Annotated in this window: 18 protein-coding genes; 9 read left to right on the top strand and 9 right to left on the bottom strand. The window is 64.9% G+C overall.

Annotation, left to right across the window (positions count from 1 at the left end; genetic code table 11):
- Positions 1–6 precede the first annotated feature (6 nt).
- Positions 7–1,182 carry a nitrogen regulation protein NR(II) gene (locus tag N2604_RS22665; RefSeq protein ID WP_260370426.1) on the bottom strand — a complete coding sequence of 392 codons (1,176 nt, stop codon included), beginning with the start codon at positions 1,180–1,182 and terminating at the stop codon, positions 7–9.
- The gene (gene dusB, locus N2604_RS22660) at positions 1,179–2,180 is read right to left on the bottom strand and encodes a tRNA dihydrouridine synthase DusB (RefSeq protein ID WP_311740033.1); all 1,002 of its coding nucleotides are present in this window, start codon (positions 2,178–2,180) and stop codon (positions 1,179–1,181) included. Before dusB ends, N2604_RS22665 begins: the two co-directional genes overlap by 4 nt.
- 278 nt (positions 2,181–2,458) lie before the next feature.
- Here dusB and N2604_RS22655 point away from each other — a divergent pair, with 278 nt between their 5' ends.
- Positions 2,459–3,640, top strand: coding sequence for a bifunctional 2-C-methyl-D-erythritol 4-phosphate cytidylyltransferase/2-C-methyl-D-erythritol 2,4-cyclodiphosphate synthase (locus N2604_RS22655; RefSeq protein ID WP_260370425.1), 1,182 nt, complete (start codon positions 2,459–2,461; stop codon positions 3,638–3,640).
- A gap of 3 nt (positions 3,641–3,643) precedes the next feature.
- The gene (locus tag N2604_RS22650) at positions 3,644–4,252 is read left to right on the top strand and encodes a CinA family protein (protein ID WP_260370424.1); all 609 of its coding nucleotides are present in this window, start codon (positions 3,644–3,646) and stop codon (positions 4,250–4,252) included.
- A 114-nt stretch (positions 4,253–4,366) separates the two neighbouring features.
- Here the strand turns inward: N2604_RS22650 and N2604_RS22645 are convergent, their stop codons facing one another.
- A complete protein-coding gene (locus N2604_RS22645; protein WP_260370423.1) occupies positions 4,367–5,146 on the bottom strand; it encodes a mechanosensitive ion channel family protein in 780 nt (259 codons plus the stop codon).
- 165 nt (positions 5,147–5,311) lie between these two features.
- A complete protein-coding gene (locus N2604_RS22640) occupies positions 5,312–6,919 on the bottom strand; it encodes an IS1182 family transposase (RefSeq protein WP_260370117.1) in 1,608 nt (535 codons plus the stop codon).
- Between the two features lie 811 nt (positions 6,920–7,730).
- Here N2604_RS22640 and N2604_RS22635 point away from each other — a divergent pair.
- From N2604_RS22635 to N2604_RS22610, 6 genes are read left to right on the top strand one after another with little or no spacing between them, the layout of a single operon-like run.
- Positions 7,731–8,438 (top strand): c-type cytochrome, encoded by a 708-nt coding sequence (locus N2604_RS22635; RefSeq protein WP_260370422.1) that lies wholly within the window; start codon positions 7,731–7,733, stop codon positions 8,436–8,438.
- A 10-nt stretch (positions 8,439–8,448) separates the two neighbouring features.
- Positions 8,449–9,702: a cytochrome c gene (locus N2604_RS22630; RefSeq protein ID WP_409241639.1), complete on the top strand. Its 1,254-nt coding sequence runs from the start codon at positions 8,449–8,451 to the stop codon at positions 9,700–9,702.
- Between the two features lie 16 nt (positions 9,703–9,718).
- Entirely contained in the window at positions 9,719–9,895 is a 177-nt protein-coding gene (locus N2604_RS22625) for a hypothetical protein (protein ID WP_260370421.1), read from the top strand.
- Positions 9,892–10,458: a cytochrome C oxidase subunit II gene (locus N2604_RS22620; protein WP_260370420.1), complete on the top strand. Its 567-nt coding sequence runs from the start codon at positions 9,892–9,894 to the stop codon at positions 10,456–10,458. Before N2604_RS22625 ends, N2604_RS22620 begins: the two co-directional genes overlap by 4 nt.
- Positions 10,445–12,067 carry a b(o/a)3-type cytochrome-c oxidase subunit 1 gene (locus tag N2604_RS22615; RefSeq protein ID WP_260370419.1) on the top strand — a complete coding sequence of 541 codons (1,623 nt, stop codon included), beginning with the start codon at positions 10,445–10,447 and terminating at the stop codon, positions 12,065–12,067. Before N2604_RS22620 ends, N2604_RS22615 begins: the two co-directional genes overlap by 14 nt.
- Positions 12,067–12,882: a c-type cytochrome gene (locus N2604_RS22610; protein WP_260370418.1), complete on the top strand. Its 816-nt coding sequence runs from the start codon at positions 12,067–12,069 to the stop codon at positions 12,880–12,882. Before N2604_RS22615 ends, N2604_RS22610 begins: the two co-directional genes overlap by 1 nt.
- Positions 12,883–13,039: 157 nt before the next feature.
- Here the strand turns inward: N2604_RS22610 and N2604_RS22605 are convergent, their stop codons facing one another.
- On the bottom strand, positions 13,040–13,510 hold the full coding sequence (locus tag N2604_RS22605) for a type II toxin-antitoxin system RatA family toxin (protein WP_027542754.1): 471 nt from the start codon (positions 13,508–13,510) through the stop codon (positions 13,040–13,042).
- A 6-nt stretch (positions 13,511–13,516) separates the two neighbouring features.
- Complete coding sequence (gene lipA / locus N2604_RS22600; protein ID WP_212373343.1) at positions 13,517–14,473, bottom strand: lipoyl synthase; 957 nt, start codon at positions 14,471–14,473, stop codon at positions 13,517–13,519.
- Between the two features lie 130 nt (positions 14,474–14,603).
- Here lipA and N2604_RS22595 point away from each other — a divergent pair, with 130 nt between their 5' ends.
- Positions 14,604–15,206, top strand: coding sequence for a DNA-3-methyladenine glycosylase (locus N2604_RS22595; protein WP_260370417.1), 603 nt, complete (start codon positions 14,604–14,606; stop codon positions 15,204–15,206).
- A 111-nt stretch (positions 15,207–15,317) separates the two neighbouring features.
- On the opposite strand, the gene N2604_RS22590 is transcribed toward N2604_RS22595, so the two are convergent.
- From N2604_RS22590 to N2604_RS22580, 3 genes are all read right to left on the bottom strand, one after another.
- Positions 15,318–18,194, bottom strand: a complete 2,877-nt coding sequence (locus tag N2604_RS22590; RefSeq protein WP_260370416.1) for a valine--tRNA ligase — start codon at positions 18,192–18,194, stop codon at positions 15,318–15,320.
- A gap of 140 nt (positions 18,195–18,334) precedes the next feature.
- Positions 18,335–19,114, bottom strand: a complete 780-nt coding sequence (locus N2604_RS22585; protein WP_260370415.1) for a PopZ family protein — start codon at positions 19,112–19,114, stop codon at positions 18,335–18,337.
- Between the two features lie 304 nt (positions 19,115–19,418).
- Positions 19,419–20,804 carry a TolC family outer membrane protein gene (locus N2604_RS22580; RefSeq protein ID WP_260376289.1) on the bottom strand — a complete coding sequence of 462 codons (1,386 nt, stop codon included), beginning with the start codon at positions 20,802–20,804 and terminating at the stop codon, positions 19,419–19,421.
- Positions 20,805–20,837 lie beyond the last annotated feature (33 nt).

Raw genomic sequence — 20,837 nt, 5'->3', positions numbered from 1 at the left:
TAATCCTCATTTTGCCCCCTGTGACGCAGGCGACGACTTCCCGGCAGAGCCGTCGCGACTGCTTTGATCGGCGTGTTTCACCGATGTGGAATACATCGGCATCAGCACGCGGAAGGTGGTCTTGCGCGGCTGAGATTCGCATTCGATGATGCCCCCGTGATCGCCGACGATCTTGGCGACCAGCGCAAGGCCGAGACCCGAGCCGGTCTGCTTGGTGGTCACGAAGGGGTCGAACAGGTTGGGCAGAAGATCGTCGGGCACGCCGGGTCCGTTGTCCTTCACGCAGAATTCGAGCGGAAGGGATACCCGGGATTTTTGACCAGGGACTGACAGGCGCACGCCGGGGCGGAACGCGGTGGTGAGCTGGATTTCCGAGTCGGGCACGTCGATCAGCGCTTCGGCGGCGTTCTTCACGAGATTGAGGAACACCTGGATCAGCTGGTCCTGGTTCGCCAGCACCGGCGGCAGCGAGGGATCGTAGTCCTCGATGAAGCGGATGTTGCGGGCAAAGCCCGACTGCGCCAGCCGCTTCACGTGATCGAGCACCGAATGGATGTTGACCGGGCCGCGCACCACAGGACGCTCGTCGCCGAACACCTCCATGCGATCGACCAGCGTCACGATGCGGTCGGCCTCGTCGCAGATCAGCCGCGTCAGCATGCGGTCCTCGGACGAGGCCTGCTGCTCCAGCAGCTGTGCGGCGCCGCGAATGCCCGAGAGCGGATTCTTGATTTCGTGCGCGAGCATGGCTGCTAGCGCTATCACCGAGCGCGCAGCGCTGCGGTGGGTGAGCTGCCGGTCCATCTTGTCGGCGATGGTGCGCTCCTGCAGCATCACCACGATGTGGCCGGGCCGCTCGGTGAGCGGCGCGACATGCAGATCGACCTGGCGGTCGCCGCCCATGCGCGGCGTGCCGAGATCGACCTTATATTCGTTGACCGGCGAGTTCGACGAGCGCACCTGGTCGATCAGCGCCAGCAAGGGGCTTCCGAACGGCACCAGCTCCTTCAACGACTGCCGCTTCAGGAATTGCGTCGAGATCTCGAAGAAGGCTTCGGTGGCGATGTTGGCGGCGACGATCTTGCCGTCCGGCCCGATCATGAGCACGGGGTTGGGCAAGGCATCCAGGATGGCGTCGCTGTCGGACTGAAGCGGCCGACGATGTTCAGCGGCTGAGCTCATGCAGCAGCGCTCCATGCGAAGTCGTCGAAGGCGTGTTGCAGTGAATCGTGAACGAGGCGCGGATCCTCCGACACCAGAATCTTCTGCCGCCAGGATTTCAGCTTCTCGGCCGGCGCACGGCTCGCCTGCGCTGCGACGTCAAGCGCCCAGCCCAGATGCTTGCGGGCATGCCTCAGCCCGATGCGCAGACCATAGAGCGCACAAACGCCGTCATAGAGCGTGCGGACATAATGCAGCTGCCTTTCGAGCGAGGGCGCGGCTTCCTCGGCCCCGCCTTTCAGGCGGCGGCCGATCTGGCCCGGCAGCCAGGGCTGGCCCTGCGCGCCGCGGCCGATCATCACGGCATCGGCGCCGGAGGCATCGAGCGCCGCAAGCGCCTTCTCGTAGGAGGTGATGTCGCCGTTGACGACGAGCGGAATGGAGATGGCCTCGCGCACGGCGCGGATCGCATCCCAATCGGCCTCGCCCTTGTAGAACTGGCAGCGGGTGCGGCCGTGCACCGTGACGAGCTTGACCCCGGCGGCCTCCGCGCGCCGCGCCAGCTCCGGCGCGTTGCGGCTGCGGTCGTCCCAGCCGAGGCGCATCTTCAGCGTCACCGGCACCTTCACCGCCGCGATCGTCGCCTCGATCAGGCTGACGGCATGGTCGAGGTCGCGCATCAAGGCCGAGCCGGACTGGCCGCCGGTCACGTGGCGGGCGGGACAGCCCATGTTGATGTCGATGATATCGGCGCCTTCCGCTTCGGCGATCCGGGCGCCTTCGGCCATCCAGTGCGTCTCGCAGCCGGCCAGCTGGACCACGTGCGGACCGATGCCGGTGGCTTCGCAGCGCAACCGGGACATCCTGTGGCCATTGGCGAGTTCATCGCTGGCGGTCATTTCAGACACGACGAGACCGGCCCCAAGCTCGGCGGCCAGCCGGCGGACGGGCGAGTCAGTCACACCCGACATCGGTGCCAGGAAGACCGGGGCGGCGACTTCAATATCGCCTATTTTCAACGGCTTAGAGCCTGATACTGCCGAGCCGGTCACGGGGGGTCTCGTTGACTGGGCAGGGCCTCATCGCGCCTGCCATGATCTATCTTGCGCACAATTCTTGTGCAGTCAAGCGTCATGCCTACAGTTTAGACAGTTCTGCAGATCTTTCAAGTGCAGTGCAGCAAAATGCTGTTTCCCACAATCCGGGGAAACCCCCTTTTTTTGCGGGCCTGCCGTGCTAGAGGCATGCCGGCAAATCACCCCCTGCTCTTTCATTGGCAACCGAGTATTTGAGTCCTATGGCGAAATCACAGCGCACCGCGGTCGTCCTCGTCGCAGCCGGGCGCGGATTGCGCGCCGGCGCCGGCGGGCCGAAGCAATATCGCGAGATCGGCGGCGTGCCCGTGATCCACCGCGCCATGGAGGCCTTCAGCCGCCACGCCGACGTGTTCGCGGTGCAGCCGGTGGTGAACCCCGACGACAGCGCCATGTTCACGGCAGCGGTCGCAGGGCTCAGGCACGAGCCGCCCACCAATGGCGGCGCGACCCGGCAGGCTTCGGTGCTCGCCGGCCTCGAAGCGCTGGCCAAGCACAAGCCGGACATCGTGCTGATCCACGACGCCGCGCGTCCCTTCGTCTCGGAAGGCGTGATCTCGCGCGCAATCGAGGCGGCGAGCCGCACTGGTGCTGCGATCCCCACCATTCCCGTCACCGACACCATCAAGGTCACCGGCGAAAGCGGCAACGTCGAGGCCACGCCGGACCGCGCTTCCTTGCGAATCGCACAGACGCCGCAATCCTTTCGTTTCGACGTCATCCTCGAGGCGCATCGTCGCGCGGCAAAGGATGGACGCTCGGATTTCACCGACGATGCCGCGATTGCCGAATGGGCGGGATTGACGGTCGCAACCTTTGAAGGCGATGTTGCCAACATGAAGCTCACCACTCCCGAGGATTTCGTGCGCGAGGAAGCGCGCCTGGCCGCCCAGCTCGGCGACATCAGGACCGGCACCGGCTACGACGTCCATGCCTTCGGCGAAGGCGACCACGTCATGATCTGCGGCGTGCGCGTGTCGCACACGAAGGGCTTCCTGGCTCATTCCGATGGCGACGTCGGCCTGCATGCGCTGGTCGACGCCATTCTCGGCGCGCTCGCCGACGGCGACATCGGCTCGCACTTTCCGCCGAGCGATGCGAAGTGGAAGGGCGCCTCCTCCGACCAGTTCCTGAAATATGCCATCGAGCGCGTCACGGCGCGCGGCGGCCGCGTCGCCAATCTCGAGGTCACGCTGATCTGCGAGCGGCCGAAGATCGGTCCCTTGCGCGACACCATGCGGGCGCGCATTGCCGAGATCTCCGGCGTCGACATCTCGCGCGTGGCGGTGAAGGCGACCACAAGCGAGCGGCTCGGCTTCACCGGCCGCGAGGAAGGCATCGCGGCCACCGCGAGCGCCACCATCCGCCTTCCCTGGGGCGTCTAGGCCATGGGCGGCAGCGACGCACGCGCCCTCTCCCGCTCGCTGCTGGATCTGTGCCGGATGCGCAAGCTGACGATCGCAACCGCCGAATCCTGCACCGGCGGCCTCGTTGCGGGCGCACTGACCGACATTCCCGGCTCGTCCGACGTCATCGACCGCGGCTTCGTCACCTATTCAAATGAGGCAAAGCGCGCGATGCTCGGCGTCGAGGCGAGCACGCTCGCCAATTTTGGCGCCGTCAGCAAGGAAACCGCGACCGCAATGGCAATCGGTGCGCTGGAGCGCGCCGATGTCGATCTCGCCGTCGCCATCACCGGCATCGCCGGACCCGGCGGCGCCACGCCCGGCAAGCCGGTCGGTCTCGTGCATTTCGCCGCCGCCGCCCGCGACGGCCGCATCATCCACCGCGAGCACCGCTTCGGCGCCATCGGCCGCAGCGCGGTGCGCGCCCGCTCGGTCGTCGAGGCGCTGCGCATGCTGATGGATCTGGCCCGCGGCCCGCAAGTCGCGACCAAGCCGCAGCGTGCCGCGGCAAGCCGCCTCCGGCCGCGCGTCACCCGCTCGCCGCGCCGGCATGTGGTGAAGCGCAGGCCGCCGCGTCCGCCGCGGGGATGAGGCGACGTAGCCCGGATGGAGCGCAGCGCAATCCGGGACCCATGTGCGCGATGCAAATCCCGGTTACGCTGCGCTCCATCCGGGCTGCCAGACCGCCTAAGCTGATGGACCGCTTCACGCCGCCGCAAGCAGCGCGCTCGCATGATCGAGCACGCACTGCTTGACCGCGTCGGCTTCAGACGGCTTCGCCTTCGCGCTGACCGTCAATTCCAGGATCGGTGCCGCGGGATTGGCGACATCGAGGACTTTGGTAACGGAGACGGCAGGCGCTGCGTGATCGTCGATGCGGGAGTCATTGCGCAATTCCTTGAGTATCCGGTCGGCCAGCGTATTTGCGGCGCCAGCCGGGACCGGAAACGCGACCTTGACCTCGCCCGTGCCGGGATAGGCGCTGTGGTTGATGATGGCCGCGCCCCACACCTGTCCATTCGGCAACAGGATCTGCGTGTTGTCGGGCGCGACCAGCTCGGTCATGAACAGGGACAGCGACCTCACCTTGCCCGCCTTGCCGGCGACTTCGACATCGTCGCCGATGTGAAACGGCCGGAACAAGAGCAGCATCACGCCGGCTGCGAGATTGGACAGCGTGCCCTGCAGCGCCAGCCCTATGGCGAGCGAGGTCGCGCCCAGCACGGCGACGAGGCTCGCCGTCTGGATGCCGAAGAGCTGCAGCACGGCGATGCCGACGACCGCGAGCACGCCATAGCGCGCAAGGCTGCCCACGAACAGCGTTACCAGCGGGTCGACGCGGTGCGTGACGCTGAGGACGCGCGTGACGAAGCGCTGCATCGCGCCGGACAGATACCAGCCGACCGCGAGCAGCAGGATCGCGTAGATCGCGTTCAGGCCGTACAGGACAAGCGAAGCTTTCAGCGTATCGAAATTGATGGTCATGGCGGCTCCAACCCGCAGAATCCGTTGAGAACGCATCGCGATGCGAAATGATCCCGTGGATTGCACAAACGAAAATCCCGTAGCCCGGATTGCGCTACGCTCGATCCAGGCTACGAGCTCTTGTGTTGCCCGTCGAGGCTGGGCAAGAATTGGTCGTTGGCGGGCTCATGCCGGAACGAAGCGGCCGATTTGGAGCGGCGGTCGGATATTGGTCCAGAGAGGCTCTGGAGCAACCAGGATGTGCTGGAGGAGGGCTGCGAAGATACATTGGCAAACAGCAAGCCTCTTTGCGAGGGCAGCCAGAAACCCGTCAAATCCAAGGATGTTGAGCGCACGGGTGAAATTGTAGCAGAGCGCCATCAGGCTCCATTCGCCGCGGACCTTGTCGAAGCCGCGGACCAGGAAATGACGATAGCCGGCACGGCATTTGAGCGTGCCAAACGGATGCTCGACAATCCCCGAACGACGACGCATCAGCTCGCCCGCACCCTGCATCCGTGCGCGGTGGCGTTCGAGAACATCTTCATGCTCCCAGCGACCAATGGTCCGGTAGGTGGTGGTCGGTGAGAGACAGCGGACCTTGAGCGGGCAGCTCCTGCAGATTGCTACACGGGCCGCGTAACGGATCTCAATGCGGCCGCTGGTGTTCTTTTGCCTGCTCTTGAACGGATGCAGCGGCTGGCCCGCAGGACAACGGTAGGTGTCGGTTGCACCATCATAGTTGAAGTCCTTGAGCGCAAAGCGGCCTTGCTTCTCGAGCCGCGCGCTACCTTCGGGCAGCGGTACATAGGCAATGATACCCTCGTCCTCGCAGGCCTTCAGTTCGACACTGCTGTAATAGCCCTCATCGGCCAGCGCCTGCAGTGTCTCGGCTCCAAGAGCCTTTTTGGCCGCCTTGGCCATCGCAGAGAGCTGTCGAACATCACTGCTGTCGTTGACTACCTCACTCGCGACAATGAGCTTGTGCTTGTCATCAACCGCGGTCTGCACATTGTAGCCTGCAATGCCCTGACCATTCTTGACCAGAAGCCGGGCGTCCGGATCCGTCAGCGACATTTGCGTCTCGCCACTCTCTTCCAGCCGAGCCAGATCGGCCTCGGCACGTGAACGCTTCGCCATCAGCGCCGCGACCTTCGCAGCGATATCACCGCCATCTCCTCGACCATCACCGTCCGCGCGATCCTTCCCCGGCTTCTTGACCTCTGCCGCATCATTGTCTTCAACAGACTTGCGGTAAGCCTCGATCTCCTGGTCCAGCCTCGCGATCTGCTCGCCAAGCCGCTTGCGCGTAAAGATGGAAGCCTTGCTGGCGTCGCCGTGGAACAGGGAACCATCAATCGCTACGATCGTGCCGCCCACAAGCCCAAGCTCCCGAGCCAGCAGCACGAAGCTGCGGTTCGCGGCCTTCAGCGCCTTCCAGTTCTCCTTGCGGAAGTTGGCAATCGTCCGATAACCCGGCTTCAGTCCCTTCAGCAGCCAGATCAGCTCCAGATTGCGGCCAGATTCCCGCTCTAGCCGTCGCGACGACCTGACCTGGTTGATGTAGCCGTAAAGATAGAGCTTCAGCAGATCGGCAGGATCATACGGCGGCTGCCCGACTTCTTCCGCGCCACGATCCGCGTGGCCGAAACCAAGCTTTGCAAGGTCGAGCGCGCAAACGAAGCTCTCGATTGCCCGCACCGGATTGTCCGGCCCGACATAGTCCTCAATCCGCGCAGGCAGAAGACTGGGTTGCTCCCGGCTCTCGCCGGTCTTGAATGTGCGATTCGCCATAAGACGAATCCTACATCAACTCTCAAAAAACGACGTTCTTGCCCAGCCTCGTCGGGCAAAACACCCAAGTGGCGGGTCAATCGCCCCAGTCGAAAATATTCGCCTTTACAGAAGTTCTGATTTTGCGCATTGTCACGCCACCTCATCCCGGTCAGAGGGGCGTATCGCGATCGTCACGAACGCGGGATGAGTTGTGGTGGACGCTGGCAGCACCGGCGCGACAGACATCGCAGGGCGGGAAACCGTGAGCGACAAGCCTTCGCGCACACGACCGATGCTATCAGCGTACGGCAAAACCGTGTCGTCCTGACGCCCGGGGTCTGTGCGTCAAGTCTTGCGGTGATGTGTGCTGCCCGACCGGGGGCTCATGTCAGCGATCCGCGAGGCGACGGGGGCAATAGTGCATCGCTCCCCGGGGAGAGCTCGGCATAAGCCGTCAAACCACTGCGCAGGGAAGGCCGCGTGTTGGGCTTCACCTGTATGCCGCTGTGCAGATTCTTGTAGCGCAAGCCTTCGCACAGTGGACCGTGGGTGCCCGGCCGGCACCCGGTCTTCCCTGCGCCCTCTGACGTCAGGAGGGATGATGAAACGAAGCAAACTCGGACAGGAACTGTCGCGAGAGCGCAGCGTTATGTCCAATTTTCAAAAATCACGCACGTTTTGTCGAATCTGATCGGGACCGCAGATGCGAAGGCCGCGACCAAACGTCGTCACGCGTACCCGAACTTGCGCAGGAGCATATTGTCGCAATAATGCACCGCTACGTTGTGATCCGGAATCAACCGATCCTGCTTTTTGGAGGGTGACGAGAGTGTTCGCTCGCACCACTGCTCTGGCCATCGCCATTGCCACCTTGGCCGCGTTTGATGGTGCGGCCGCACAAACCGCCAATCAGCCGCCGGACACGATGGCGGCGCGGGTCGAAGCCTGCACGCCCTGTCACGGCAATCAAGGCGAAGGCACCAACGACGTCTATTTCCCGCGGCTTGCGGGCAAGCCGGCCGGCTATCTCTACAACCAGCTTCTCGCCTTCAAGAATGGCCGGCGAAAATATCCGCCGATGAACTATCTGCTGGAATTCCTGCCCGATCCGTACCTGCAGCAGATGGCTGACTATTTTGCGGATCAGCACCCGCCTCTGCCGCCGGTCACGGCAAGCGATGCAAGCAAGGAGGTGCTGCAGCACGGCCAGTCGCTGGTGACGCGCGGCGATCCGCAACGCCAGATTCCGGCGTGCGGAAGCTGCCACGGCCCGGCCCTGACCGGCATGGAGCCCGGAATTCCGGGCCTGCTCGGACTGCGCCCGGCCTACATCAGCGCACAATTGGGTGCGTGGCGCTATGGCACGCGAACCGCGAAAGCGCCGGACTGCATGCAGCAGGTCGCGGCCCGGCTCACCGAGGAGGACGTGACGGCGGTGGCAGCGTGGCTCGCGAGCCGCCCGGCCCCTGTGAACATCGCGCCGGCGCCGAAGGGCACGTATGTGCTGCCGTTCGCCTGCGGCAGTGAACCGGATTGAGGAGACGGAATTGCGATCGTGTTCACCAATCCTTGCCCTGTGGCTGTTGCTCTTGGCCGGCTCGTCCGCAGGGGCGCAGCCGAAGTCTGGCTCCGACCGCGATAGCCTGGTTGCACGCGGCGAATATCTGGCGCGCGCCGGCGACTGCATTGCCTGCCACACGGCACCCGAGGGACGCACCTTCGCCGGCGGACGCGCCATGCCGACCCCTTTCGGCACTTTGTATTCGTCCAATATCACGCCGGACCGCGACACTGGGATCGGCAAATGGACGGCCGAAGACTTCTACAAGGCGATGCACTATGGCCGCTTTCCGGACGGCGGCTTGATGTATCCGGCCATGCCGTTCGCATCCTACACCAAGGTCACGCGCGCCGATACTGACGCGATCTTTGCCTATCTGAAGTCAATCCCGGCCGTGAGCCAGCGCAATCGTGAGCACGATCTCCGCTTCCCCTATTCCAACCGCCAGCTGATCCTCGGCTGGCGCACGCTGTATTTCTCGGAGGGCGAGTTCAAGCCGGACCCGACCAAATCCGCGGAATGGAATCGCGGCGCCTACCTCGTCGAGGGCCTCGGCCATTGCGGCATGTGCCATTCGCCGATCAACGCGCTCGGCGGTACCTCGCAATCGGAAGCGTTCAAGGGCGGCCTGATCCCCATGCAGAACTGGTACGCGCCGTCCCTCACCTCAAATCGCGAGGCGGGGCTCGGCGACTGGAGCATCAAGGACATCACCGACCTGCTCCAGACCGGCGTCTCCATGCGCGGCGTCGTCTACGGCCCGATGGCCGAGGTCGTGCACAACAGCCTGCAATATCTGAACGATGAGGACACCAGGGCAATGGCGGTGTACCTCAAGAGCATTGCGGAGCCCTCGCCGCCGCCGCCGGCAAGCTCGACGCTGCCGACCAGCGAAAGCAGCCTGCTGATCAGCCTCGGCAAGACCGTTTACGACAAGCACTGCGCGAGCTGTCACGGCGCGCAGGGCGAAGGCAAGCCGCCGCACTGGCCGCCGCTCGCCAACAACCAGTCGATCGAGATGCAGTCGGCGGTCAATCCGATCCGCATGGTGCTCAATGGCGGCTATCCGCCAGGCACCAAGGGCAACCCGACGCCCTACGGCATGCCGCCGTTTGCGGGGCTTTTGTCCGACAACGAGATCGCTGCCGTCGTCTCTTACATCCGCACCGCCTGGGGCAATCGCGGCACGCCGGTGTCGGCGCGCGAGGCCAACGAGCTGCGCTCCGCACCGCTGAACTGAGCCCCAGAGATCCGTCATGATCAATTCCGACCCGCCGACCAGCCCAGCCGCCGCCGACCAGGCGGTCGACGAGGTCGTCGCGCAAGGCCCGTCCGGGGCGATCTTGCTTGCGGGCATCGCCACGGCCTGCGTTGTCGCGATGTGGTTTGCCTTCTACCTGTTCGTCTTCCTGCCGCGCGGACCGCTGCAATGAGCGCAGAGGAAACGCATCATAACAGCGCCGAAGTCGCGGCCCGCGTCGAGCGGCGCTGGACGACCATTGCCGTGATCATCATCGTGATGATGGCACTGCTGGCGGCATTCGCCGGAATCCATCGTGCGACCATGCCGCAGCCGCGCGTCGAGACCACCGATCCGTCCCGGCTGCATCTCTCAGGCGAATTCGTCGAAAGCAATCTCGGCAGCGTGCTCGAGGCCAACGGCAATGTGACCGTGCGCGCGATCGGCCAGCAATATTCCTTCACACCGGCCTGCATCCTGGTGCCGGCGGACACGCCAATCACGCTGCGTGCCACCAGCGCCGACGTCGTGCACGGCATCCTGATCCAGGGCACCAACGTCAACACCATGTTGGTGCCGGGCTACATCTCCGAGCAGCTCATGCGCTTCGCGAAGACCGGCGACTATCTGATGCCCTGCCAGGAGTTTTGCTCCTTCGGCCACGAAGGCATGTGGGGCAAGGTCAAGGTGATCGACAAGAGCGAATTCGCGGATCGCGCGAAGGGTGGCGGGAGGCTGAGCTGTGTTGGCCAATAGGAAGCTCATCCTCGCCCATTTCTGGCTCGCCTTCGCCGTGTTCGGCATCGCGCTCACGCTCGGCGCCTGGCAGATGTTCATCCGCAGCCCGATCGGCACCTGGCTGTCCAACCCCGAACTGTACTACCGCTCGCTGACCGCCCACGGCACGGTGATGGGCTACGTCTTCCCGACCCTGGTCGCGATGGGTTTTGGCTATGCCATAGCTGAGTCCGCGCTGGAGCAGCGCCTGGTCGGCGTGCGCTGGGCCTGGACAGGGTTCTGGCTGATCGTCGCAGGCAGCATCATGGCGGTGATCCCGATCGCGCTCGGCCGTGCCTCGGTGCTCTACACCTTCTATCCGCCGCTGATCGGCAATGTCTTCTACTATCTCGGCGTCGTGCTGGTCGTGGTCGGCTCGTGGGTGTGGGTCGCGCTGATGTCGATCAACTTGCGCGTCTGGCGCAAGGCCCATCCCGGCGCGCCGGTGCCGCTCGCCATGTTCGCCAATGTCGCAGGCTCCTATTTATGGGCCTGGACCGCGGTCGGCGCCGCGCTCGAGCTATTGCTCCAGATCATTCCGGTCGCGGCGGGCCTGAAGACCACGATCGATGCCGGCTTGGCGCGCGTGTTCTTCTCCTGGACGCTGCATGCCATCGTCTATTTCTGGCTGATGCCGACCTACATCGCCTATTACACCATCGTGCCGCGCGCGATCGGCGGGCGGGTCTACTCCGACACCATGGCGCGAATCTCCTTCATCCTGTTCCTGGTGGTCGCGATGCCGATCGGCATGCACCACACCTTTGCCGATCCGCAGGTCGGCGCCGGCTTCAAGTTCATCCATTCGGCCTTCACGGCGCTGGTTGCGTTGCCGACGCTGCTGACCGTATTCACGATCTGCGCCTCGGTCGAGATCGCAGCGCGGCTGCGCGGCGGGCGCGGCCTGTTCGGCTGGATCAGGACGCTGCCCTGGGACAATCCGATGATGCTGGCGCTGGCCTTCTCGTTCGTCATGCTCGGCTTCGGCGGCGCCGGCGGCCTGATCAACATGAGCTACCAGCTCGATGCGTCGATCCACAACACGCAGTGGATCACCGGACATTTCCACCTGATCTTCGGCGGCGCCATCGTGATCATGTATTTCGCGATCGCCTATGATCTGTGGCCGCATCTGACCGGCCGCGAGCTGATCGACCTCCGCCTGATCCGCAGCCAGCTCTGGCTGTGGTTCATCGGCATGATCGTCACCACCTTCCCGTGGCACTGGGTCGGCATTCTGGGCATGCCGCGCCGCATGGCCTATTTCGACTTCGGCGATCCCGCGATCGCGCCGCAGGCGCTCTCCGTCACCCTTTCGGCGATCGGTGGCTTCATCCTGTTGGCCTCGGGCGTTCTGTTCCTGGTCATTCTCGCGCGCGGCATGCGCGCACCGCAGGCTGACGCCGGCCCCTATCGGTTTGCGCTCGCCGTGCACCAGCCGGCGACCGTGCCGGTCGCGCTCAACACTTACGCACTGTGGGTCGGGCTGATGATCGCGCTCACCCTCACCAATTACGGCTACCCGATCCTGACGCTGGCGCTGAACGAAGGCACCTCGGTGCCGGCCGTCTATGTGGGAGCGCAGTGATGAGCGCGCGCGACCTCTTCAGCTTCCGTAACCGGCATTTTACGACGGCTGTCGGCGTCACTGCCGCGATCCTCATCCTGACCGCGATCGGCGGCTTCATCGTGCTGCCGTTCGCGCAACCCTGGGTCCAGTTCGCCAATGTCTGGGATGCGATCTGTAGCGCCGCCGGCCTGCCACAGCGCGCGGCGACCATGGCGGCGCCGGAGCAGGCCAGGCGCCTGTCCGAGGTCGTGCTGACGTCGAGCACGCTGTCACGATCGAGCCAGGAGGCGATCGGCCGCGGCGCGACGCTGGCACAGCGTTGCGCCATCTGCCACGGCCCCACCGGCATCAGCCGCGCGGACTCCCCCAACCTCGCCGGGCAGTATGCCGCCGTGATCTACAAGGAGCTGCACGACTTTCGCTCGGGCGCACGCAGCAATGCCGTGATGTCGCCTTTTGCGGTCAACCTGACCGACCAGGAAATCGCCGATCTCTCGAGCTATTACGCCTATTTGCCGCGGCTGCCGGCCTATCATCCGACGCCGCAAGTGCCGAAGCCCAACATCGTCATCTACGGCGCACCGATGCGCGGGATCGCGCCCTGCGGCTCCTGCCATGGCAGCCTCGACAACAAGACCGGCAGCCCGTGGCTGGAAGGACAATCCGAGGCGTATATGAAGGCGCAGCTCGAGGCCTTCGCGTCCGGCGAGCGCCGCAACGACATCAGTCAGCAGATGCGCAACATCGCGCGGGCCATGACGCCACAAGAGATCGAGCAGGCGGCGGCGTATTACGCCTCGCAGCCGCCTGATGTGGTGAAGGCGGTGGATTGACCTCGGAGGCTCGTGCCCCGGACGCAGCACAGCGCTCCTTCAGCGGTGCGCTGCAGAGCCGGGGCCCATCTATCGAGTGAGGAGGCTGTCGCTATGGGTCCCGGCTCTGCGCAGCAACGCTAAGGGCGTTGCAGCGTGTCCGGGACATGAGAGTTACCTAAGTCGACGCCAGCTTCGGCCGACCGTAGATCGCGTCTGCCCGCTTCTCGAATGCGGTGGAGAACCGCGCGAAGGCGGCGTCGAACATCGAGCCCATCAGCATCGCCAGCATGCGGCTCTTGAATTCGTAGGCGAGGAAGAAGCCGACGTCGCACACGCCCTCGCCCTTGGGCTCGAACGTCCAACGGTTTTCCAGATTCCTGAACGGACCTTGCAGATATTCGACCAGGATTTTCAGATTGGCGCGGTCGAGCGTCACCCGGCTGGTGAAGGATTCCTTGACCAGCTTGAACGACACCGTCATGTCGGCGACCAGCACCTCGGTGCCGTCGGGTTTCGCCATGCGCTGCCGCACCTTCAGCGCGCTGCACAGCGGCACGAATTCCGGGTAGCGCTCGACATCGGCGACCAGATCAAACATCTCGGACGCGCTGTGGTTGACACGGTGCTTGCTCGAAACTCGATGCATGGTACGTCAGCGGGCGTGAGCTGCCCGCGCAGCCTTCAGTCTCGCGAAATCCTCGCCGGCATGATGCGACGAGCGGGTGAGCGGGCTTGCCGACACCATCAGGAAGCCCTTGGTGTAGGCGATCTTTTCGTAGGACGAGAACTCGTCCGGCGGCACGTAGCGCATCACCGCGTGATGCTTGCGGGTCGGTTGCAAATATTGCCCGATGGTCAGGAAGTCGACGTCGGCCGAGCGCAGATCGTCCATCACCTGCTGCACCTCATGGCGCTCCTCGCCGAGGCCGACCATGATGCCGGACTTGGTGAAGATGGTGGGATCGAGCTCCTTGACTCGCTGCAGCAGCCGGATCGAGTGGAAATAGCGCGCACCGGGCCGCACCGTGAGATAGCGCGAGGGCACGGTCTCGAGATTGTGGTTGAACACGTCCGGCTTCGCCGCGACGACGATTTCGAGTGCGCCCTCCTTGCGCAGGAAGTCGGGCGTCAGGATCTCGATCGTGGTCGAGGGGCATGCGGCGCGGATGGCGCGGATGGTCTGGGCAAAGTGCTCGGCGCCGCCATCAGCGAGGTCGTCACGGTCGACCGAGGTGATGACGACGTGGGCAAGGCCGAGCTTGGCCACGGCCTCGGCAACGTTCTGCGGCTCGGCCGCGTCCAGCGCATTCGGCAGGCCGGTCTTGACGTTGCAGAAAGCGCAGGCCCGGGTGCAGGTGTCACCCATGATCATGAAGGTCGCGTGCTTCTTGTCCCAGCACTCGCCGATGTTCGGGCAGCCCGCCTCCTCGCACACCGTGTGCAGGCCGTTCGAGCGCACGATGTTGCGGGTGTCGGCATAGCCGCGGGTGTTGGGCGCGCGCACGCGGATCCAGTCCGGCTTCGGCGGCGAAGCGGAATCGGGGCGGTTCACCTTTTCGGGGTGGCGCGGGCGCAGCGGGTTCGAGATGGTATCGACAATAACGACCATGGGGTGTCCGGTCTGTTCAGGTCCTACCTAGTCGGTCTGGCCCGGCATCGCAACCCGGCTCGCACCGCTTCAGGGAACATGGCAGATATGGGCAATATCCTGCTCTGTTCTCAGGCGATTCTCTCCTCGAATGGCTCCAATCTCGAAGACTTCACCACCGCGGCTCGGCAATCCTCTGAAGCGCGCCTTTTTCGGCCGCAGCGTGCACGAGGTCGCACCCGACCTGATCGGTGCCACCATGCTGGTCGACGGCGTCGGCGGCATCATCGTCGAGGTCGAGGCCTATCACCATACCGACCCGGCCGCGCACTCCTACAATGGCCAGACGCCGCGGAACCAGGTGATGTTCGGCCCGCCTGGCTTTGCCTATGTCTACCGCTCCTACGGCATCCACTGGTGCGTGAACTTCGTCTGCGAGGAGGAAGGCTCGGCCAGCGCCGTGCTGATCCGTGCCCTGGAACCGACGCATGGCCTGGCTGCGATGCGCCGCCGCAGGCATCTGCAGGACGTGCATGCGCTGTGCTCAGGCCCGGGCAAGCTGACCGAGGCGCTCGGCATCACCATTGCGCACAACGCCCTGCCGCTGGACCGGCCCCCGATCGCGCTGCATGCGCGGACGGAGGAGATCGAGGTCGCAACCGGCATCCGCATCGGCATCACCAAGGCGGTGGAGCTGCCTTGGCGCTACGGCCTCAGGGGCTCGAAGTTTCTGAGCAAGCCGTTCCCGAGATGATCGTCATTCCGGGATGGTCCGAAGGACCAGACCTCAGGTGCGCAATTGCGCACCGGGGAATCTCGAGATTCCGGATTCGATGCTGCGCATCGCTCCGGAATGACGATGAGATCACGACGCCTGCTTCAGCCGCTCCAGCGCCTCCAGCAGCTTGGCCTTGCGCGCCAGTGCCGCCTCGCGCTTTTCGCGCTCCTCCTCGACGACCTCCTCGGCCGCGTTGGCGACGAACTTTTCGTTCGCCAGCTTGGACTCCGCGCGCTTGATGTCGGCGTCGGCCTTGGCGATCTCCTTGTCGAGCCGCGTGCGCTCGGCGGCGACGTCGATCACGCCCTTGAGCGGCAGCGCGGCGACCTCACCGCGCACCAGCAGCTGGACCGCGCCGTCAGGCGCGCGGTCGGCGAAGGAAATGTCCGACAGCCGTGCCATGCGCTTGATGACGTCAGTCCAGCGCGGCGCACGCTCCTTCGTTTCGGCGGAGGCGCCTGCGAGCACCAGCGCCGTCAGCGTTGCCGGCGCGATGTTCATCTCGGCACGCACCGAGCGGATCTGCGTGACGAGGTCGATGACCCAGCCGATCTCGGCCTCGGCAGCCGGATCGGTGAAGTCGGCATGATCGAAGATCGGCAGCACCCAGGTCGGCGAGACGAGCGCATCGGTCGGCCCTGTGGTCGCCGCGAGCATTGCGAGTTGCTCCGGCGTCGGCTCGGCGGGCTTCAGCGGCCACGGCGCCAGCGCGAGCAAGCCGACGCGCTTGGCCGTGACCTCCCACAGCTCTTCGGTAATGAAGGGCATGAAGGGATGCAGCAGCTTCAGGATCTCGTCTCGCGCCCAGGCGACCATGGCTCGGGTTTCGTCCTTGGCGGGGCTGTCCGGACCGAGCAGCACGGGCTTGGCGAGCTCGACATACCAGTCGCAATAGACGTTCCAGACGAAGCGGTAGATGCTGCCGGCGGCATCGTTGAAGCGATAGGCCTCGATCGCCTCGGTCACCTCGCGCGCGGTGTGGGCGGTCTCATGCGCGATCCAGCGGTTCAGCGTCTCCTTCGCCTCCGCCGGCTCGAAGCCTTCCGGCAGGGCGCAGTGGTTCATCTCCGCGAACCGGCACGCGTTCCAGAGCTTGGTTGCGAAATTGCGGTAGCCCTCAACGCGGCTGGTGGCGAGCTTGATGTCGCGCCCCTGCGCTGCCATCGCGGCCAGCGTGAAGCGCAGCGCGTCCGCGCCGTATTCGTCGATCAGGTTGAGGGGGTCGATGACGTTGCCCTTCGACTTCGACATCTTGGCGCCCTTCTCGTCGCGGACGAGGGCGTGGATGTAGACGGTCGAGAACGGCACCTCCTTCATGAAGTGCAGGCCCATCATCATCATGCGGGCGACCCAGAAGAAGATGATGTCGAAGCCGGTCACCAGCGCATTGGTCGGGTAATAGCGCTGCACCTCGGGCGTGTCGTCGGGCCAGCCGAGCGTCGAGAACGGCCACAGCGCCGAGGAGAACCAGGTGTCGAGCACGTCCTCGTCGCGCGTGATGAAGCCTTCGCGCTTGTTGCGGTCGAGCGCCATCTCGCGGCCCTGCTCGGGCGTGATGACCTCCTGCTCGACGTAATAGCCGAGCGCGTGGCTGACGGCCTCCTCCTCGGTCTCGGCGACGAACACCTTGCCGTCAGGCCCGTACCAGGCGGGGATCTGATGGCCCCACCAGAGCTGGCGCGAGATGCACCAGGGCTGGATGTTCTCCATCCAGTCGAAATAGGTCTTTTCCCAATTTTTCGGCACGAACGTCGTTTCGCCCGAACGCACCGCCGCGATCGCAGGTCTCGCCAGCGTCTTGGCATCGACATACCACTGGTCGGTCAGGTAGGGCTCGATCACGCTGCCAGAGCGGTCGCCGTGCGGCACCATGTGGGTGTGCGGCTCGATACGCTCGACGAAGCCGAACGATTCCAGCCGCTCGACGATGCGCTTGCGCGCAGCGAAGCGGTCGACCTGGTGGAACTCCTCGGCGAATTGCGCGGCGCCTTCGGGCAGGTCGCGCAGATAGTCCTCGTTGTCGAGGAGATCGAGACACCCTTCCCTGTCGAGCACGCTGATCCGGCGCAGGCCGTGGCGATTGCCGACCTCGAAATCGTTGAAGTCATGCGCCGGCGTCACCTTCACGGCGCCCGATCCCTTCTCAGGATCGGAATACTCGTCGGCGACGATCTGGATCTTGCGGCCGACCAGCGGCAGGACGACGTTCTTGCCGATCAGCTTCTGATAGCGCTCGTCCTCCGGATGCACGGCCACGCCGGTGTCGCCGAGCATGGTCTCGGGGCGCGTGGTGGCGACGACGATGAAGCTCGAAGGATCCTCGGGGCTGAAGGTCTTGCCCTCGATCGGATAGCGCAGATACCAGAGGCTGCCCTTGACCTCGGTCTGCTGTACCTCGAGATCCGAAATCGCAGTGAGCAGCTTGGTGTCCCAATTCACCAGCCGCTTGTCCTTGTAGATCAGGCCCTCGCGGTGCAGCTCGACGAACACCTTGACGACGGCCTTCGACAGGCCCTCGTCCATGGTGAAGCGCTCGCGCGACCAGTCGCACGATGCACCGAGCCGCTTGAGCTGGTTGATGATGGTGTCGCCGCTCTCGGCCTTCCACTGCCAGACCCGCTCCAGGAATTTCTCGCGGCCCATCTCGCGGCGCCCGGGCTGCTGGCGCTCCATCAACTGCCGCTCGACCACCATCTGGGTGGCGATGCCGGCGTGGTCGGTGCCGGGCTGCCACAGCACGTCGCGGCCGCGCATGCGCTCGAACCGGCACAGGATGTCCTGCAGCGTGTTGTTGAGGGCGTGGCCCATGTGCAGCGAGCCCGTCACGTTCGGCGGCGGGATCACGATGGTGAAGGGCACGGCATCACGGCGGTCGGGCCGGCCAGCCTTGAATGCAAGGCTGTCCTCCCACACCACGGACATGCGGGTTTCGATATCGGCGGGCTGGTAATTTTTCTCGATCATGGGGCTGCTAGAAAGCCGCGGGAGGCGGCCAAGTCAACGAAAAGGTCAGGGGACAACGAGGCGGCAACAGCGCTTTCCGGCCCGGTCCGGGCCCGAATATGACATCCAGGCCGGGCGTTATGAGGGCCCTTCGGCCGCCCTCAGCGGCCGCCGCGCGAGACCCGCTCGATTTCGGCCTTCACGATGCGTTCAACGAGGCCCGGCAGGTTGTCGTCGAGCCAGGACTTCAGCATCGGCCGCAGCATCTCCTTGACCAGGTCCTCCAGCGTCCGCGCATTGCTGCTGAGCACCGTATGGGCCAGGGAGTTGAAGGCGGATTCGACCGCGGAAACCGTCGATTGCGCCAGGATCGGCTGCTGCGGGGGCAGCGGTGGCGCGTCGAAGTCCACCGGCGCGTAGGACGGTGGCGGAGCGGGCCGCGACTGCGGCGGTTCGGCGAATTCGAGATCGTCGCGCGGCTCGACCTTGCGGAAGCTCGGCGGCGGCGGAGGCGGCGTCGGGTCCATCGCCATGTCGTCGGTCAGTTCGAGCACGTCCGGTTCGGGCTCTGGCTCTGGCTCTGGCTCTGGCGCGCGGACCTCGGGCGCAGGTGTGGCCGCATCGAGACCCGCCAGCAAGGCGTCGATATCGTCCTGGCTGTTGGATGCGTCCGCCGCGGGCGCGGGCGCAGGTGGCGGCGCCGGCTTTGCGGCCGGCGGCGGTGCAGCAGGCTTCTCGGCGGCGGGTTTGGGCGGAGCGACCTTGGATGGCGGAATGTCGTTCATCGCCTGCGGCTTCGCCGGCGCGGCGGGCACCGCAGCCTTCTCGGGCTTGGCGGCCTCGGCCGGCGGGGGCTTTGCCTCATCGTCGGCAATGATGCGCCGGATCGAGGCCAGAATCTCCTCCATGGAGGGTTCTGTGACCTTTGCAGGCTGCGTCATCTCCGACTCCACATCATCAACGCCCTCGCATGCGTTGTCTTACACCAAGCACGGCAGGATTGGCCGGTTCCGCAACGACAGGCCCGTCATTTTCGTCGTCGCAGCCCGACTTGTCCCCAGATCACGGCTCAACGTGCAGCGGTGTGCCCCTGCCCCCGGCACTGAAGCGTTACGCACACGACATCAACGCGGGGGCGAATCGACCCGCATCATCTTGGCAAGGCTATGTCAGGGAATTTGACGATTGCAAGCAAAGCACCGGTCGACCTCGGCTGTTGCGAGATCGACCGGATGATTGCGGGAATCAGCGCCCGTCAGGCGTGCGAACGCCTGCCCAGCTGTCGCGGACCTGATGGTAGTGAACGCTGGGGTCGTAGACCGTTGTCACAAGGCCGAGCACCTTGGGCGACAGCCGGCCGACGGTACTGAGCACCCTGTAGGAATTCACAACGCGATCGTGCTGCGCGTTGACGAGATTGATGCGCGCGTTGACCAGGGCCTGCTGTGCATTGAGGACGTCGAGCGTGGTGCGCTGGCCGGCTTTTGCCTCCTCGCGCACACCGTTCAGCGCGATCTCGGATGCCGTCACCTGGGCTTGTGCGGACGCCACCTGAGCTTTCGACGATTGCAGCAGGCCCCAGGCAGATACGGTATCAGCGCGAGCCTGATCACGAGTCTGATCCAGCGTGAGACGTTGCTGGGCCAGCGACTCCTTGGATTGTCGGATCAGCGAATATTCGGTGCCGCCCTGATAGAGCTGCCACGTGGCTTGCGCGACAGCACTGGCGTTGAATGCCCGGTATTGAATCAAGGATTGTTCGTTTGCCTGCTGGGCGGTCGCCTGCAACGTGACCGTCGGCAGCAGCGCGCCCTCATTGATCTTCACGGTCATGTAGGCGACATCGATGCCGAACATCGCCGCCGTCACCGTCGGATTTTCAGTCAGCGTGAGCTCGACCGCCTTAGCTAGCGTCGGCGGCAGCAAGCGATCCACCGGCGAGCCGGGCGCGAGGTTGCTAGGCTCGTTGCCGATTACGCGGCGGTAGGTTGCTCGCGTCGACGTCAGCGTGGCCTCGGCCTGCTGCTCCAGCGTTCGGCCGGCAGCCAATTGCGCTTCCGATTGCGCCACGTCGGTACGGGTGACCTCGCCGACATTGAAGCGGTCGCGGGTCTGCTTCAACGTCTGCTCGAGCACGCGGACGTTGCTCTTGTTGACCTCGACCGTCGCCGAATCACGCAGATAATCCATGTAGGTTTGCGCCGCCAGGAACAGGACGCTCTGTTCCAGATTGCGCAGGCCCTCGCGCGCGCCCGAGACCTGGTGCTCGGCGTTGCGAACCCGGTTGGCCGTGATATTGCCGTTGTACAGGGACTGCTGAATGGTCAGGGCGGCAGCGCGGGGGACCGTGGTCCCGTTGATCGGCGTTGCGCCCGGCGCGGTCAGCGTGTCCTGATATTGATAGCCGGCGCTCGCACTCAGCGAAACGCGCGGGCGATATCCGGACAAAGCTTGCGGCACGTTTTCGTCGGTCACACGCACCTGGGCGCGCTGTGCGTTGAGTTGCGGATTGTCCTGATAGGCGCGCACCAGCGCGCCTTCCATCGTCTCCGCCAAGGCAGGCGTCGGCCCGGCAAGCGCCAGCAACAGGACCGAAACCGCAGCTCCGGTGAAGAGCTTCACCCCATGCATCCCTGAAATTCCGTTCATTCTAACGCCCGGCTC

The organism is Bradyrhizobium sp. CB1015, from assembly GCF_025200925.1.
GTDB lineage: Bacteria > Pseudomonadota > Alphaproteobacteria > Rhizobiales > Xanthobacteraceae > Bradyrhizobium.
This window is presented reverse-complemented; position numbering and strand designations above follow the sequence as displayed.